Annotated in this window: 15 protein-coding genes; 7 read left to right on the forward strand and 8 right to left on the reverse strand. The window is 69.4% G+C overall.

Features of this window, described 5'->3' with window-relative positions; all coding sequences use genetic code 11:
• Positions 1–92: 92 nt before the first annotated feature.
• Together SD37_RS40910 and pheA are read right to left on the reverse strand one after the other, a co-directional pair.
• On the reverse strand, positions 93–713 hold the full coding sequence (locus tag SD37_RS40910; RefSeq protein WP_044849646.1) for a histidine phosphatase family protein: 621 nt from the start codon (positions 711–713) through the stop codon (positions 93–95).
• The gene (gene pheA, locus SD37_RS40915) at positions 710–1,618 is read right to left on the reverse strand and encodes a prephenate dehydratase (protein WP_044849645.1); all 909 of its coding nucleotides are present in this window, start codon (positions 1,616–1,618) and stop codon (positions 710–712) included. Before pheA ends, SD37_RS40910 begins: the two co-directional genes overlap by 4 nt.
• Positions 1,619–1,715: 97 nt before the next feature.
• On the opposite strand from pheA, the gene SD37_RS40920 reads away from it, so the two are divergent.
• From SD37_RS40920 to SD37_RS43365, 3 genes are all read left to right on the forward strand, one after another.
• Positions 1,716–2,357 (forward strand): macro domain-containing protein, encoded by a 642-nt coding sequence (locus tag SD37_RS40920; RefSeq protein WP_044849644.1) that lies wholly within the window; start codon positions 1,716–1,718, stop codon positions 2,355–2,357.
• Between the two features lie 156 nt (positions 2,358–2,513).
• On the forward strand, positions 2,514–3,446 hold the full coding sequence (gene coaA / locus SD37_RS40925; RefSeq protein ID WP_037315518.1) for a type I pantothenate kinase: 933 nt from the start codon (positions 2,514–2,516) through the stop codon (positions 3,444–3,446).
• A gap of 316 nt (positions 3,447–3,762) precedes the next feature.
• Positions 3,763–3,933 (forward strand): hypothetical protein, encoded by a 171-nt coding sequence (locus SD37_RS43365; protein WP_162835885.1) that lies wholly within the window; start codon positions 3,763–3,765, stop codon positions 3,931–3,933.
• 93 nt (positions 3,934–4,026) lie between these two features.
• On the opposite strand, the gene SD37_RS40935 is transcribed toward SD37_RS43365, so the two are convergent.
• The 5 genes from SD37_RS40935 to SD37_RS40955 all read right to left on the reverse strand — a co-directional run bounded on the left by SD37_RS40935 (position 4,027) and on the right by SD37_RS40955 (position 8,778).
• Positions 4,027–4,443 carry a type II toxin-antitoxin system VapC family toxin gene (locus SD37_RS40935; RefSeq protein ID WP_044849642.1) on the reverse strand — a complete coding sequence of 139 codons (417 nt, stop codon included), beginning with the start codon at positions 4,441–4,443 and terminating at the stop codon, positions 4,027–4,029.
• Positions 4,440–4,739, reverse strand: coding sequence for a type II toxin-antitoxin system Phd/YefM family antitoxin (locus SD37_RS40940; RefSeq protein WP_236725241.1), 300 nt, complete (start codon positions 4,737–4,739; stop codon positions 4,440–4,442). The genes SD37_RS40935 and SD37_RS40940 overlap by 4 nt, the downstream gene beginning before the upstream one ends.
• A 71-nt stretch (positions 4,740–4,810) precedes the next feature.
• Positions 4,811–6,367 (reverse strand): DUF1841 family protein, encoded by a 1,557-nt coding sequence (locus SD37_RS40945; protein ID WP_044849640.1) that lies wholly within the window; start codon positions 6,365–6,367, stop codon positions 4,811–4,813.
• A 198-nt stretch (positions 6,368–6,565) separates the two neighbouring features.
• Entirely contained in the window at positions 6,566–7,879 is a 1,314-nt protein-coding gene (locus SD37_RS40950; RefSeq protein WP_145926861.1) for a DUF6880 family protein, read from the reverse strand.
• Complete coding sequence (locus SD37_RS40955; RefSeq protein ID WP_044849639.1) at positions 7,876–8,778, reverse strand: nitrate- and nitrite sensing domain-containing protein; 903 nt, start codon at positions 8,776–8,778, stop codon at positions 7,876–7,878. Before SD37_RS40955 ends, SD37_RS40950 begins: the two co-directional genes overlap by 4 nt.
• A 151-nt stretch (positions 8,779–8,929) precedes the next feature.
• Between SD37_RS40955 and SD37_RS40960 the strand changes: the two genes are divergently transcribed.
• The 4 genes from SD37_RS40960 (at position 8,930) to SD37_RS40975 (ending at position 14,120) form a co-directional block, all read left to right on the forward strand.
• On the forward strand, positions 8,930–9,247 hold the full coding sequence (locus tag SD37_RS40960) for a nucleotide pyrophosphohydrolase (RefSeq protein WP_037315532.1): 318 nt from the start codon (positions 8,930–8,932) through the stop codon (positions 9,245–9,247).
• Between the two features lie 89 nt (positions 9,248–9,336).
• Positions 9,337–11,838, forward strand: a complete 2,502-nt coding sequence (locus tag SD37_RS40965; protein ID WP_236725242.1) for a M14 family zinc carboxypeptidase — start codon at positions 9,337–9,339, stop codon at positions 11,836–11,838.
• Positions 11,839–11,847: 9 nt separating this feature from the next.
• Positions 11,848–12,474, forward strand: coding sequence for a response regulator (locus SD37_RS40970; protein WP_016330621.1), 627 nt, complete (start codon positions 11,848–11,850; stop codon positions 12,472–12,474).
• On the forward strand, positions 12,474–14,120 hold the full coding sequence (locus SD37_RS40975) for a hypothetical protein (RefSeq protein WP_044849638.1): 1,647 nt from the start codon (positions 12,474–12,476) through the stop codon (positions 14,118–14,120). Before SD37_RS40970 ends, SD37_RS40975 begins: the two co-directional genes overlap by 1 nt.
• Here the strand turns inward: SD37_RS40975 and SD37_RS40980 are convergent.
• Positions 14,080–16,278, reverse strand: coding sequence for an AAA family ATPase (locus SD37_RS40980; RefSeq protein WP_044849637.1), 2,199 nt, complete (start codon positions 16,276–16,278; stop codon positions 14,080–14,082). The genes SD37_RS40975 and SD37_RS40980 overlap by 41 nt on opposite strands.
• Positions 16,279–16,348: the final 70 nt, after the last annotated feature.

Here is a 16,348-nt window from a genome sequence, read left to right on the forward strand (position 1 = left end):
GGGTTGCGCTCCCCCGGTTAATTCCCCACAAGGTGTTAATTGATCTCGTGGGGTGTATTCCCCGGCGGGAGCGGAGGCAAACGGCCTGTCGGTCAGCTTGAGAGGGAGACCTCCGCCCAGGTGAGGCAGGTCCAGCCGGTGTCGGTCGCGACGAGTTCGACGATGCCGGTGTTCGGGATGAGGCCCTGGTTGGCGACCTCGGCGGTGACGTTCCCGGCCAGCCACTCGCCGCCGAGCCGGATCGCGCCGCCGTGGCTCACCAGGACCACCGTCCCCTCCGGGTCGGCCTGCTCGTGCTTGGCGCGCAGCCTGGCCACGGCGTCGAGGAACCGGGTGCGGACCTGCGCACCCGTCTCGCCGCCGGGGATCGGCGGGTCGAGTTCGCCGAGCGTCCACCGGCGCACGACGCTCATGTACGTGGCGACCGAGTCCTTGTCGGTCTTGCCTTCGAGGTGCCCCGCGGCGACCTCGTGGACCCCGTCGACGACCTGGACGTCGAAGCCGAGCTTGGCGGCCAGCGGCGCGGCGGTCTGCTGGGCGCGGACGGCCTGAGACGCGTAGACCGCGACGATCGGCTCGCCGTCGAGCCTCGTCACGAGGTCGCGCGCCTGTTCGCGGCCCAGTTCGGTGAGCGGCGGACCGGGCAGGGCGGTGTCGAGCGCGCCCCGGACGTTGCCGTCGGTCTGCCCATGGCGGACGAGGAGGAGTTTCACGCCTGTGCTCCCTTCCGGACCGACTCGACCCAGTCGATCGCGTCGGTGAAGTCCTCGTTGGCGGCGCCCGGTTCGAGTTCGGTCACGCCACCGTCCGCCCGCGGGTGCGAGCCGAGGAAGCGCACATTGCGGCACCGGCGGCGCAAAGCGGCCAGCACGTCGCCGATCCTGGGCTCGGACACGTGCCCCTCGAAGTCGAGGAAGAAGCGGTACTCGCCGAAGTTGTTCCTGGTGGGCCGGGCGTCCAGTTTGGTCAGGTTGATCCCGCGGACGGCCAGTTCGGTGAGCAGTTCCGCCAGCGCGCCGGTGCGGTTCGTCGCGGCGGCGACGATCGACGTCCGGTCGGCCCCGGTCGGCTCCGGCAGTTCGCCGGGCGGGCGGACCAGCAGGAACCGGGTCTTGGCGTCGCGGACGTCGGCGACCTCGGTGGCCAGCACCTCCAGCGGGTAGTGCTCGACGGCGACCGGCGCGGTGACGGCGGCGTCGAACTCACCCGCGTCGACCGCGACCGCGGCGGCCGCGGTGGACGACGTCGCGACCGGACGCGCGCCGGGGAGGTTCGCCTCGACCCAGTGGCGGACCTGCGCGAGCGCGTGCGGATGGCTCGCGACGGTGCGGATCTCGGTCACCCCCGGCCGGGTCAGCACGCTGAAGTGGACCGGCAGCAGCACCTCCGCCACCGCGACGAGCGGCTCGGCGTCGCTGAGACTGTCGAGGGTGGCGGTGACCGCTCCCTCCACCGAGTTCTCGATCGGGACGCAGGCCGCGTCGGCGTCGCCCGAGCGCACCGCGGCCAAGGCCGCCGGAATGGTCTCGGCGGGGATCAGCTCCTCGCCGGGCGCCAGCCGGCGCGCGGCCTGTTCGGTGAAGGTTCCCTGGGGGCCGAAGTAGGCGATCCGTGACACCCCGCCAGATTACGCACGCCGCGAGTGGCGACTTTCACTCGGACAGCCGGTACGCGAACCGGTTACGCCGGGTGGCTTTTTTTGCCATGCTTAGGGCGTGACCGCCGAATCGGGCACGCACACCGGCCACACGGATGTCGGCTCCTCCTCTGCTCCCCTGCCGGACCGTCCCACCCCGGAGCTGGTGCTGTGCGCCGTCGATGACCTGCTCGCCCAAGCCTGGACCACCGTCGCGGACACTGTGGACGGACGGGTCTTCGTGCACCGCGGGTCGGTGCTCGACGTCGTCGCGCAGGCCGTCGTCAGTCCCGCGAACTCGTACGGCTGGATGCGCGGTGGCATCGACGCCGTCTACGCCCGCGCCTATCCCGATGTCGAGCAGAACGTGCGCAGCGCCGTCCTCGCCTACCACGGCGGGGAACTCCCGATCGGCGAAACGGTGATCGTGCCGACCGGCGAGGCGGAGCCGGCCTGGCTGATCAGCGCCCCGACGATGCGGGAACCCGGCGAACGCCTCCCCAGGGACACCGTGCACCCGTACCTGGCCGCCCGCGCCGTGTTCCGGCAATGGCGCGACGGCAGGCTCGACCAGGGACGCGTCCGTGATCTGGTGCACACGATCGCGATGCCCGGCCTCGGCACTGGCGTCGGCGGGGTCGCGCCCGCCACCTGCGCACGGCAGGTCGCCGCGGCCTGGGACGAGGTCTTCACCCCCAGCCGTACCCGTAACGGACGGTAACGCCCCGAAGCGGGCTACATCACATCGCAGCGCGTTCACGTGCCGTAAGCCCTACCGTTAAAGCGGCTTCATCCGGTTCGCGGCACATTTCCGCCGAGAACTCGTCAACACGGTTTTTGTACGGCGCCAGCGCAGGCGACGGGCGAGGAGTGTGCGATGCCGCGAGTCCGTGAGCTCAGTCCCTACGTGGAGCTGCACCGTGAGCAGTGGCGCGAGTTGCGCAGGTCTACCCCCCTGCCACTGACGGCCGCGGAGCTGCTGCGGCTGCGTGGTCTCGGTGAGCAGGTCGACCTCGCCGAGGTCGCCGAGGTCTACCTGCCGCTCTCCCGGCTGATCAATCTCCAGGTCGCCGCCCGGCAACGGCTGTACGAAGCCACCACCACCTTTCTCGGTGAAGACAGTCGGGGCACCAAGGTGCCGTACGTCATCGGGATCGCCGGAAGCGTCGCCGTCGGCAAGTCGACGACCGCGCGCATCCTGCGCACCCTGCTCGCCCGCTGGCCGGATCACCCCAGGGTCGACCTGGTCACCACCGACGGGTTCCTCTACCCGCGGGCGGAACTGGTCCGGCGCGGGATCATGCACCGCAAGGGTTTCCCGGAGAGCTACGACCGCCGGGCCCTGCTGCGGTTCGTCACCGAGGTGAAGTCCGGGGCGGAACGGGTCAGCGCGCCGGTGTACTCGCACCTCGCCTACGACATCCTTCCCGACCAGGAGCAGGTCGTTCAGCAACCCGACATCCTGATCATCGAAGGGCTCAACGTCCTTCAGCCCGGTCCCCGGCTCACCGTCTCCGATCTGTTCGACTTCTCGATCTACGTGGACGCGCCGACGACCGACATCGAGCGCTGGTACATCGAGCGCTTCCTGAAGCTGCGGCACACCGCCTTCGCGGACCCTGCGTCACACTTCCACCACTTCGCCGGTCTCCCGGACGACGAGGCTCGTGCCGAGGCACGCCACCTGTGGCGCACGATCAACGAGCCGAACCTGATGGAGAACATCAAGCCGACGCGGCCGCGCGCGACCCTCGTCCTCCGCAAGGACGCCGACCACACGATCAACCGGGTCCGCCTGCGGAAGCTCTGAGTGACCGGACCCTCACGGAATCTCTACTCACGGCGAGCGTTCACGACGACATTCAAGATCATTCCACCGGAAGCCGATCACCCGAGCGAAATCCGGCCGTTCCCTCACAAGTACCAGCCTTCGCACCACCGTCGAGCCGGTGCCACCGCCCGATCGCGCACCGCGACCGGTGACCGGGTTTTCTCGGCCGATCGGCCGATCCACGCTCAGTACGTGTAACCGGTTGGCCGATACCGGCTACAGCCCCCCGAGGCGACCCTTGTGTCAGGGGAACAAGAGGTCCCGAAACGGACCTTGAGCAGGGAGGAGGCTCACGATGTTCTCGATCATCCTGACCTGGGTCGGCTCGATTCTCGGACTCGCACTCCTGGTGGCCATGGCCGCCGGCGCCTTCGTCGTCGACTTCGACGACGCCCGCGGGGACCGCCGCTGGAAGAAGGCGGAAGTCACGGAGAGCAAGGGGACCCCGGCAGCACCACTGGGCTGAACAAGACCGGGCTGAACAAGACCGGGTTTAAAAGCACCGGGTTCGACAACACTGGGCCGCTCATCACTTCACCGACGGGAACTCACGGGAAACTCAGTCGAACGGGTTGTGCACCTGCGCCCCGAGCCCGGCCATGTCGGCGAGGTTCCGGGTGACCAGGGTCAGCTCGTGGACCCGGGCGGTCGCGGCGATCAGCCCGTCGATCGACGGCACTTTCCGGGGCGCGTACTGCCTGCCCCATTCGGCCGCGATCTCGGCGGTCACCGGAAGGATCCGTTCCGAGAACTGTGCGGTGAGCCCGCCCAGCCATTCGGCCAGGGCGTCCGCCCGTTCACGGTCCGTCTCTCCTCGATGCCTGAGTTTGCTTATCCCCCTCTCGATCTCTCCGACGGTCAGCGCGCTCAAATAGAGCCTGCTCGACGACACCCCGCCCCACCACCGGGCGAAACCCGGGTTCTGGGTGCGGCGCCGAGCCTCGGACACGATGTTCGTGTCCAGCAGAAAGCTCACCCGCTCACCTCCACGGCGTCTCTCGGCAGATCCTCCGCGCGTTCGGCGGCGATCTCCTCCAGCACGTCGGCCAGTGCCTCCCCGTATTCGGGATGGTGCAGTTCACCGGAGAGCACGAGTTTGAAGTCGACGGCTTCCCCGCCTCCGACCAGCCTGCGGTAGTCCGCGATGTCCAGCACCACGGCCACCTCCTCCCCATGTTTGGTGACGAACTGCGGCCCCTCGGCCGCGGCCCGGCGCAGCAGCTCGCTCAGCCGCTGCTTGGCGTCCTGCACTTGCCAGGTTGCTGCTTCCATCTAGACAGACTAGACGGAGTTGGAGGGACTGGCAAGGGGAGGGAGAGGTCGTGACCGGTGAAAACGCGACGTCAGGCGAGTTCGCCCAGCGCCTTCCGATAGTCGTCGAGGTCGTAATCCATCTCGTGCTCGCCGGCTTCGCTCAGCTGGGCCGACAGCACGTCGATGAGGCGGTCGAAGATCTCGTCGCGCTCCTGCCCCGTCTCGCTCAGCCGCCGCACGGCCTGCCAGACCTCGGCGGGCTCGTCGGCCCAGAGCTGGTCGACGATCGTGGTCTTGAGCGCGAGCCGCATCCTCGGCTCGCCGTCGAAGGTCTCCTCGGCCAGCGCCTCGTGGTACTCGGGGTGCTCGCCGATCACCAGCAGACGCCGCTGGTCGGGGTCGGCTGGCTCGAGTTCCAGCTCCTCGTCGCCGATCTCCGTGTAGACCGTCGGGACGGCGAACATCCGCCGCTCGAGGGCTTCCGCGAGTTCCGCCGGGTCCTCGATCCCCTCGGAACCGTCGAAGTAGACGTCGAGCGCGGAGTCCTCCTCCTGCGAGAACTCCTCCAGGAACTCCGTCGCGCTCTCGAGCAGCGCCACGCGGGCACCCTCGGGAAGTCCGGCGCGGTCGGCGGCCCAGGTGACCCAGCCGAGCAGCGCGGGCTCCAGCGCGTCCTCGTACGCCTCGTCGACCTCGAACTCCCCGTCCAGCAAGGACTCCAGGAACCGGGCGAGCTTCTCGGGCCCGACCCGCAACGGGCTGCCCGGCTCGGTCTCGCAGCCGTAGTCGACGAGCAAGCGCGCGTAGAACCGCGTCGCCTCGGTGTCCTCCACGAGCCCGGAGCCGATGAAGTCGGCGACGACCTCTTCGCGCACCTGCTCGGGCCACTCGGTGATCTCGGGCGAGGGCTCGGGAGCGGGAAGGGCCCGGATCCAAGCCAGCGCGAGCGCGTGGAACCGCGCGTAGTCCTCGCTGACGTCGGGCTCCTCGACGACGTCCGTCGCCGCCAGCCCGTCCGCGAGCAGCTGGTGGGCGCGCTCGGGCAGCACGCGCTCCAGCGTGACCAGCTCCGGGTCGTCGGCGGCCTGCTGCCGCATCTCGGCCAGCACGTCGTGCGGCTTGTCGACCACGACGACGTCGCGGATCCGGCCACCCTCGGTGAAGTCGACCAGCGCGAGCAGGCCGTGCTCGACGTCGCCGCGCGAGAAGACGCAGAGAAGGGAGGACTCGTCACCGAAGACGTCGCCGGTCCGCCAGCAGTCCCCGACGGTCACCGCGGCCAGGTCGCCCGCCCATTCCGGCTCCGGGATCCCGCGGCCCAGCACGGTGCCGAGCGCGGCGGCGGCCGCCTCGCGCTCTTCCTCGGTCTCGGCGAACACGCGCAGTCCGGCGAGCAGCGCGGCCGCGGCAGGGGTGATCTTCCGCTCGGCGAACGCGATGAGTTCCAGGCCCAGCGGCTGCTCGCCCTCCTCGATCTCGAGGTCCCACCACTGGCCGAGCACCTCGGACGTCAGCAGCTCGACGTCGAGCACGTCGGGCTCGGCACCGAGGGTCGAGAAGTCCCGGAGGACGTCCTTGAAGAGGCCCGTCACACTCGGGGTGGAGGGCTGGGCTGCCTTCTTGCGGGCACGGCTGACCGGACTCATGGCGACATGTTTTCACGGGGCGCCGAACCCGCTCGTCGCGGTGGTCCCGGGCGCGAAACGCGGGGTCCGGTCGCGGGGAGGACGCGGGTGGACACCGGTTCAGGACCACCGCGACTTCGACGGCCCCGCCAGTATGGCTCGACCTTCTTCGCCGGGTTTCCTCGGTTCACTTCGAATAACGAGCGACGACGGGGGCGGTTACGCCTTCGCCGTTTTCGGAATCGCGATTCTCGCCGCCTTGACCTCGGCGATCAGCCGGGTCTTCCGTTTGTGTATTTCCACCAATGTGCCGAGGTACGAGCTGAATTCTTCAGCCGTACCGGCCTTTTTGTGCACCGTGCGCAGTTTGCGCAACTGCCGGGCGGCCTCGCGGTAGGAGTTCGGATCTTTATGCGTGATCAATTCTTCGACATGGTCCCGGTATATGGGAATGGTCTCGGCCGGATGCGCGACGGAACGCGAATCCGCGAGTTCGACACGCACCGGCAAAGAGGCTTCGAAACGCACCGCCGCCCGCCAGGCCTCGTCGGCGCGATCCTCGCCGAGCAGCGCGCGGACGAGTTCGTCGGCGGCCTCCGTGCTTTCGGCGGCGAGTTCCCGCAACCGGGCGAGCGCGGACTTCCGCTGCGCGACCCACCGCCCCGTTTCCAGCGACTCCTCGCGCAGCGCGAGATACGTCGCGCTGCCGGGATTCTCGTCGAATTCCTTGCGGGACAAGGGAACCGGCTCCACTTCGGCCGGAGGCGCCTCTTCCTTCTTGTCGTGCGTGAGCGCCCGTGCCGCGTGCGCGATGGCCTCGCTGTGCCGTCCCGCCGCGCGCAGCACGCGCACGATCTTGAGGCTGACGTCGACCCGTGGCGGCTTGGCGGCGAGGATCGCGACGAGCGCGTCGACGTCGCCGGACGCCTCCGCCAGTTCCTCGCGCAACCGCTCGGCCGTCTCCCGTTTGGCGCCGGACGGCTGCTCCGCGAGCACACTGTCCACAGTAGACTTGATTCGGGCTATTCCCTTGTCCCCCAACGCGGCGGCGAAGTCGGCCAGATCGATGACCGGCCAGCCCGGCCCGTCGAACTCCACTTCGAGGATCCAGTCGGCCAGGCTCTCCGGATCCGGCGGGCGCGCGACGCAGGCCCTCGCGTACAACTCGACGGCCCGGTCCAGCCGGTCCGCGACCTCGCCGGAGGCGTCGTCGATCTGCTCCAGCATCTCGCTGATGTCGTCCACGGTCCGGCGGGCGAGCGGGGCGAGATCGGCGCGGCTGCCGGCGTCGAGGAGGCGCTGAAGCGTGTCGAGCACCGAGCCGACTTTCGCGGCGTACTCGACGTTCCCCGCAGTCACGGCGGTGTCCAGGAGGCGGTGCGCCTCGGCGAGATCACTCCCCTGGGTGACGAAACGGTTCTCCAGGGTCTGCCGTAACACAGGGTCACGCTCGGCGTGGGCATGAAGCAGGTCCGCCAGCGTCTCCGCGTCCAAGGTGCGCAGGTAGGGGCGCAGATCCGTCGTCGAACTCACCCGGACAAGTCTGCCCGACCGGTTCGCCGACGCGTGTGGGCCAACAGCGTGCTCTTTTCGGCGTAGTCGTGTACACGGTGTGACCAGCTCGACGGCGCCGGACTCACTCCTTCGAGACGCGCCGGGCAGCGGATGATCGGGATCGGGAGCCGCCGCGCGAGCAGCATCACGACCGCCATCACCACCCCCGCGAGCAGCGAGATCGCCGCGGTGGCGGCGAGGGCGCCACTCAGCACCCGGCGTCCGCCGTCGATCGCGAGCTGCGCCGAGTACTCGATCTGGCGGGTGGCGAGATCGCCGAGGGACCGGCCGACGACGCCGGCCGCGGCACGCCAGGCGTCCTGGCCGACGGGCGGCGGTGTGGCCGCGCTCAACGCCGTTTCGACCGCGCCGAACCGGCTCCAGTCCTCGCTCCCGACGAGATCCCGGTAGACCCGGCGGCTACTTTCCGTCAACATTCCGGCGACGGCCGCGAGCCTGGACCGGTAGGCGCCGACGGCCGCGGCGTACTCGCGCCTCCCCTGGTCGTCGATCCCCGCGACCGCCAGGGAATCGCTGCGGTCCATCCCTTCGACGACGGTGAGCAGTTCGACGGCGAGCGCCTGCTGGTAGCCGACCTCGGCGTCGGGGGCGGTCCGCGCGAGCCCGCGCAGGGAGGAAAGCGAGGTGTCGATGCGATCGGCGTACGCGGTGTAGGTGGCGGAACGGCTGCCCGGAGCCTTCAACGCGACCGCCCGGTCCCGCTGCAGCGCCGCGATGTCCCGGCTCGCCTTGGCGAGGGTGACCGCTCCGGCCTCCGCGTCGTCGCGGGCCTGGATGGCCTGGTGGACCAGGAATCCGCCGATGAACAACGCGACGAGCACCAAGGCCGCGCTCGGCACGAACGCGATGGAGAGCATGCGAGAGCGAAGGCTTCGCTGGTACGTCAAGGCTTTCCTTCCGGATCGATTCCCCGACGCCGAGCGACGCTATGCAAGTTGCAAATTGCACGTCAACGCTCGTCCGCCATACGGCGGTTAGCGCACCGTGACGATCTGGTAGGCACGGCACGTGACTCTCGACGATCTCAACCAGCGCCTCCGCGACTTCGCCGCGGCCCGGTCCTGGGAACCGTTCCACACCCCTAAGAACCTGGTCATGGCGCTGTCCGGCGAGGTCGGCGAGCTGACCTCGCTGTTCCAATGGCTCACGCCGGAGGAGTCCGAGAAGTGGCGTTCCGACCCTGAGCTGGCGCACAACGTCGTCGACGAAATCGCCGACGTCACGCTGTATCTGCTCCAGCTGGCGAACAGTCTCGGGGTGGACCTGATCGAGGCGGCCAACGCCAAGATCGACCGGAACGAGCACCGCTTCCCGGCGCCCGGTTAGCCGCCTTTCGGCTCTTGTGACGTCTTTAGCGAGCCGAAAGACTGTGCCGACGTCTCTGGAGGTGGCCCTTGTCGCGTTCGGCTCGCACCGTGGTCCTGGCACTGATGCTGTCACTGAGCGCGGTCGCCGCGCCCGCCTACGCCGCGCCACCGCCGTCGACCCCGCATCGCGACCCCGGCAACGGGCCGGACCGCAACGACGTCGCCGCGACCGACCCGCCGATGAGCGCCGCGCGGGCCGCGACTGGAGAGAACGTCGCGGGTGACCGGTCCGGCTATCCGCGCAGGACCAAGCTGCGGGTCTACCCGGAGAACCCGGCGGACAAGTCGATCAAGCTCGGGCTCGCGCCGTATCACGCGCTCGCCCCGAAGCTGAACGCCTTGCAGGGCCGCAGCGACCGGATCTCCGTCGAGATCGCCGGGCAGTCCGGCCTCGGCCGCGACCTCTACCTGGTGACGCTCACGGCGCCGGAAAGCCCGGCCGAGACGCGGCGGCAGGACGCGTGGCGGTCGCTCATCGAGAACGACCCGGCCCGCGCCGCGCGCGACCCGTTCCTGCGCCACGGTTACAAGGCCCCGGTGTGGATCAACAACAACATCCACGGCAACGAATGGGAAGGCACCGACGGGGCGCTGCGCGTCATCGAGAAGCTGGCGACGTCGAACGATCCCAAGACCGCCGAGCTGCTGAAGCGGAACCGCTTCTACTTCAACGTCACCGCCAATCCGGACGGCCGGGTCGCCGGCACGCGGCAGACGTCGCAGGGCTTCGACCCCAACCGCGACTTCGTGACCGCGTCGCAGCCCGAGGTGCGGGCCATGCGCGGGATCGCCATCGGCAAGCAGCCGCTGATGATGCTCGACGAACACGGCTACGTCGAGAACACGCTCATCGAGCCGACCACGCCGCCGCACGGCCAGAACTACGACTTCGACCTCTACATCAAGCACGGGTACGCCAACGGTCTCGGCATGGAGCAGGCCGTCAAGGCACTCGGGCGGCCGGAGACGGCGAAACCGGAGATCCCGTTCCGCGACTACGAACCCGGCAGCTGGGACGGCTGGGCGCCGATCTACACCGCCCAGTACGCGATGTACCACGGCGCGGTGTCGTTCACGATCGAGATCCCGATGCGGGTCAACAACCAGGACTACGACACGCAGCCCGTGCCGGAACTCCAGCGGCGCTCGGTGATCAACACCGAGGTCGTCGAGGCCACCATCGGAAGCACACTGAACTACGTCGACCGCAACCGCGGTGAGCTGATCGCGAACCAGATCGAGATGTTCCGCCGTGGCGAGGCGGGTGAGGCGCAGCGTGAGATCCCCGACGGCTTCGTGCCGGGCTTCGGGCCGGAAGACCGCTACCGCACGGAGTTCCCGCGCGCGTACGTCATCCCCGCCGGAGCGGACCAGCGCTCGGCCGTCGCCGCCTCCCGACTCGTCGACCACCTGGTGGCCAACGACGTCCGGGTGCGACAGGCCGATCGGCCGTTCTCGCTGGCCGGGCGGCGCTATCCGGCCGGTTCGTACCTCGTGGACATGCACCAGCCGAAGCGCGGCCTGGCGAACGTGATGCTGGAACAGGGCAGCGACATCTCGGCGAAGGTGCCGGTCATGTACGACATCTCCGGCTGGAGCCACCGGCTGCTGTGGGGCGCGTCGGTCGACATCGTCCGTCAGGGCAGGCTCGACGTCCGGGCGCACGACGTCGCCGCGGCGTCGCCCACCGGCGGTATCGACGCGGCACCCGGCCGTGACCTCGCGCTGAAGCTCACCGACGGCAAGGACGTCAGCGCCGTCAACGACCTGCTGAACCGGGGCCTCGCCCTGGGCCGCGCGGCCGACGGCACGATCGTCGTCCCCGCGTCGGCGCGCCCGGCCGCCGCCGAGGTGGCGGACCGCTACGGCGTCCGGTTCACCGAGGCCACCGGTGCGGCGACCCCGCTGGGCCGCAAGACGATCGCGGGAGCCGTCGGTGCGGACGAGCTGAAGGCGTTGCGGGACATGGGCTTCGACGTCCGGCCGGTGTCGGCGGCGGTGCTCAACGCCGGCTTCGACTGGTCGCGGATCGACCTGCTGTTCGTGTCCTCGGGGCTCCGGTACACCGATCTCACCCCGGCCGCGAAGGACGCTCTACGCGCCTTCCTCGCTCGCGGCGGCGTGGTCACCCGTGGCGCGACAGGCGCACGCTTCAACACGGACGCGGGACTGCTCGACGCCCGTCCAGTGGCGGGCTGGGAGGACGGCAACGGCGTCGTCTCGGTCGTCAACGGGACCGGGCCGGTCGGCGCGGGCGCGCTGCCGGACTCGTTCGTCTACGGGCCGTTCTGGTTCACCGATCTCGGCTCTTCGGTGAGCGTCGAGCAGCGCTACGCGAGCGGGAATCCGCTGGTCGCGGGGCATTGGCGGACCCGGGACGACGGAACCGGCGGGCCACTGCAGGCGGCGGGTCAGGCGGCCGTCGTGTCCGGTACCTCGGGACTCGGCGGGCGGGTGGTGCTGTTCGGCACCGAACCGCTGTTCCGTGATCACCCGAAGGGCTTGTACTCGCAGGTGGCCAAGGCGATTTACTGGGCGACCTCGAAGTAACGTGGGGGTATGCCGATCCAGGTGCTGCTCATCGACGACCACGAGGTGGTGAGGCGGGGTCTGCGCGACCTCCTCACCGACGAGCCCGACATCGAGGTCGTCGCCGAAGCGAGCGGGGTCGACGAAGCCCTCGCCGTGGCGATGCACGTCGAGCCGGACGTCGCGGTGGTCGACGTGCGGCTCGGCGACGGCGACGGCATCGCGCTCTGCCGCGAGCTGCGCTCGAAGCCGAACCCGCCGCAGTGCCTGATGCTGACCGCGTTCGACGACGAGGAGGCCATGGTCGGCGCGATCATGGCGGGCGCCGCCGGGTATCTGCTGAAGCAGGTCCGCGGTCAGGACGTCGTCAACGCGGTCCGCGAGGTCGCGGCGGGCCGCTCGCTGCTCGACCCGCTGTCGACGGCGCGCGTGCTGGACAAGCTGCGGCATCCGCCCGAGGACGAACTCGGCTCGCTCACCGAACGCGAGCGTGAGGTGCTGGACCTGATCGGGCAGGGCATGTCCAACCGCGAGATCGCGGAGCGCCTGTTCCTCGCGGAGAAGACGGTGAAGAACTACGTGACCTCGGTCCTCGCGAAGCTCGGCATGCAGCGCCGCACGCAGGCCGCGGCGTGGATCGCGCGCCGGGACAGGTAGTGCGCGAAAAAGGTACCCCCCCCCCGTCGTTTTGGGCGAAAGTCCCGGTCGACCCCGCGTTCGACCAGTGGCTCACCATCGGGATCGAGCGGAAGGTCCTGGTCGTCGTCCGCACGGTCACGACGCTGACCAGGCTGCTGGACATCCTGTCGCTGATCGAAAACGATCGCCGCGTCCAGCTGGTCTTCACCTACGACGCGGACAGCACCGCGATCTTCAGCGCCGGGGTGCCCGAATACCTCGGTGCGCTGCGCGCCGCCGTCGTTCCTTGGCGACAGGCTCTCGAAAGCCACTTCGATCTGGTGATCGCGGCGAGCGAGAACGACGATCTCCACCTCTTCGACGCGCCGATCGTGCTGGTACCCCACGGAATCGGCTACCAGAAGTACTACCCGCGGAGCCGGACGGTGGCCGGGATGAACCCGGACCGGCTCGTCCGCGACGGCCGGGTCGTCCCCGCCATGGTCGCGCTTTCCCATCCCGAGCAGCGCACCCACCTGCGAGAGGCGGGTCCTGACGCGGCGGCCCGCGCGGTGATGGTCGGCGACCCGTGCCACGATCGGCTGCGGGCGGGAACGCATCGCGCTCCCGCCTACCGGGCGGCCTTCGGGGATCCCGGCCACACCTTGGTGGCCATCGCCTCCACCTGGGGACCCGGTTCCCTGCTGGGCACCGTGCCCGATCTCCCGCTGCGACTGGTCTCCGAGCTGGAATACGACGGGTATCGCTGCTGTGCCGTGCTCCATCCGGGCATCACCGCGGCCCACAGCCCGTGGCAGGTCGACGCGTGGCTTTCCGAGGCACGGCAGGCGGGGCTTCAGGTGCTTCCCCCCGAAGCCGGCTGGCAGGCCGCGCTCATCGCCGCTTCGTGTGTCATCTCGGATTTCGGTTCGCTGGCGCTGTACGCCGCCGCGGTGGACCGGCCGTTGCTCCTGATCGGCGACGGCGGGGACACCGTGGTTCCCGGTTCGCCCATCGAAGCACTCGCCGCGCAGACCGCGCGGCTCGATCCGGACGCCGCGCTGGGACCGCAGATCGATCTCGCGATCCACCGGCACAGCCCCGGCGAGCACGCGGCCGTCGTCAAACAGGCCGTCGGCGCCCCGGACATGTCGGCCGGGCTGCTGCGGCCGCAGCTGTACCGGCTGATGGACCTTCCCGAACCCGCCACCGAAGCCTCGTTCCCGCCCCATGAGGTGCCCGACGTCGAGCCGCACGAGGTCGCCACCTTCGTCGTCGGCGCGGAGGAGTCGGGACAGGCCGTGAAGATCGTGCGCTTCCCGAGTACCGGCCGAAGGCACGACCTGGCCGGCAAACACCTGGTGGCGCACGAAACCCGGGCGACACTGCGACAGCTGTCCAGTGCGTCGATCGTCTACAGCAGACTCGCGGAGCAGGACGGCGAACGTTTTCCCCTTTGGTCGGAGGAAATTCTCCGTCAGTGGCCGGACGCCGCCGTGGCCGCGGCGACGGTGGGCACGAGTACTTGCCTTGTCCGTACCCGAGACGGTGTCCAGCGAGAACTGACACTGACGGACCGCTCGATCGACCCGTTGATCGCCGCTTCGCTGGCTTACCTCGGCCGATTGTCCCCGACCGAAGTCGTCAAGGCCGGCGGTCGCTCGACGACGATTCGAGTGCGCTGAAGTACCTGTCGGCCCGCGGGTGGCCGAGCTGGGTGGCGTCGTAGGCGAGCCGCCCCCAGACGTCGATCGCGCCGGGATCACCTTCGGCGGTCATGAGCCGCGCCTGGAGTTCCCTGAGTTCCCAGACGTACTGGGTGGCTCGCTGGGCGGCCATCTGATTCCACGCGGAGCCGAACCGCGCCCGCGCCTCGGCGAGGTCACCGAGAGCCAGAAACGCGTTGGCGTACACCATCTCGACCCGGGCCTGGTTGCGTCCGGCGGCCGCCATCGTGCCCAGGACGGCGATCGCCTCGGCCGGTTCGCCGAGTTTGACCAGCACGTTCGCGAGCATCCGCGGGTGAATGGCGAGGGCAGGGCCATCGGCGAGTTCCGTGCTGAGGGCACACGCCCACCGGAGGTGTCGTTCGGCTTCCGCGAGTTCCCGCTTGATCTCCGCTTCCCCGGCGTTCCGGAGGACGAGCAGATCCGCGCGTTCTTCGTGGAAACGGCCCCGGAACTCCGCCAGCGACGCCTGCAGCTTGCGCCATCGGCTCTCCGCGAACCCCGCCGCCGGACCGGACAGGATCTTCGCCGCCCTGTCGAGATCCTCCAGCGCCGCGGGGAACCAACGCGCGAGGTAGCGGGCCTTGCCCCGCATCATCAGCGCTCGCGCGAGTTGCGCGGGCTTCGCGTCCTCATCCGCTTCGACGGCTTTCACGGCCCAGTCACTGATGTCGACGAATTCACGCCAGTAGCCACGCTTGTTCACCAGCGCCTCGAAAGCCCCGGCCAGTTGCAAGGACTCCTTGTAGCGGCGGCGGAGGCAGGCCAGCTTCACCAGCTCACCGATCAGCGACCGGTGCCACTCCAGCCAGTCGATGTGATCGACCCGCAGCTCCCAGTCGCGCTTCGCCGGAACGACGTAGGTGCGCAGACGCTGGGGATTCTCCCGGAAATCCGCCGCGACCGCCGTGTCGCGGACATAGGCGAGCAACCGGCCGAAGCCCGCCTCCCGATCGGCGGGCAGTTTGCGCGCGTACTGTCCCGCGAGGATCGTGAGCGAGTACCAATCGCCGGCCTGGTAGGTCAGCTGCGCGGCGATCAGTTCTTCGATGACCTTCGCGTCGCCGGTCATCGCCGCCGCGGTGGCGCGGGTGAAGAAGCCGCCGGGATGCCCGGCGAGTACGGCACAGGCCTCGACGGCCGCATCCGAAAGCCGGGCGAACGTGCGCCGCAAGGAATCCTGAATGACTCCTTCGACGTCCACGACACCGGAATCGCGGTACTCGTCGAGCAACGTCGCCACCGGCCGCGCTTCCCCGGCGCGACCGGCGAGGGTGAGGCCGACCTCGCGGAGCGCGAGCGGCATCCGATCGCAGAGGTCGATCAACCGGCCGGTCTCGACCGGTTCGTCCACCAGCCGGACCTGACCGCAGAAGTCCGCGAGCAGCTCACGCGCGCCCTCGACGTCGAGCCCCCGCAGCTCGATGGCCGCGGGGTCACAGGCCTTGAGTTCGCGGCTGTACACCGAAGCCGTCGCCAACACCAGGCTGGTGCGGAACCTGGCGAACAGGGCCAGCTCGGCGGCGAGTTCGACGTCGTCCAGGATGACCACGAAAGACCTGGTGACCAGCACCGCGAGGAACTGCCGGTCCAGCTGTTCGTCGTCGACCGGGATCTCGCCGTGGGGAATCCCGAATTCCCGGAGCACATACCGTTTCACCGCGGCGGCGTCGAATTCGTCGCCGTCGCGATACCGGGCGAGTGGCACCTCGACCCGGCCCGACGGGAAGTCCTCCTGTACCCGGTCGGCGAGCTGGCGGGCGAGTTCGGTCTTTCCCGAACCCGCCGCGCCGACGATCAGCTTCAGTCCCGTCCTCGGCGGATCGGCGAGGAGGGCTAGGTGGTTGCGGAAATTCTCGATCCCCGCCGTCGCCGTCGAGGCGTTTTCCTCATGGAGTACGGAAACCGCCTCGATCAGGCGATCAGCCCATTCCTTGTCGGCACGGGCGGCGGCGAGTGCCCGGCGGCTCAGCGCGTCCTTGCCGGACTTGGTCGTGCCCAGCCTTTCCTTGAGCAGGGAGACCACGTTCCGGCTCGCCGTGGAAACGGCCCCCACCGCCGAGGTCGCGGCCGCTTTCGCGGCTTCGTCCACGACGACCTGCAAAAGATCGACCACGGCCTCCCCCTCATTCAGCCAAGAACGCCACGGTAGCAGCGGGAGGTATGGGCGTCACACATCGTGACAC

The sequence above is a fragment of the Amycolatopsis orientalis genome (genome assembly GCF_000943515.2).
In the GTDB taxonomy this organism is placed as follows: Bacteria; Actinomycetota; Actinomycetes; order Mycobacteriales; family Pseudonocardiaceae; genus Amycolatopsis; species Amycolatopsis orientalis.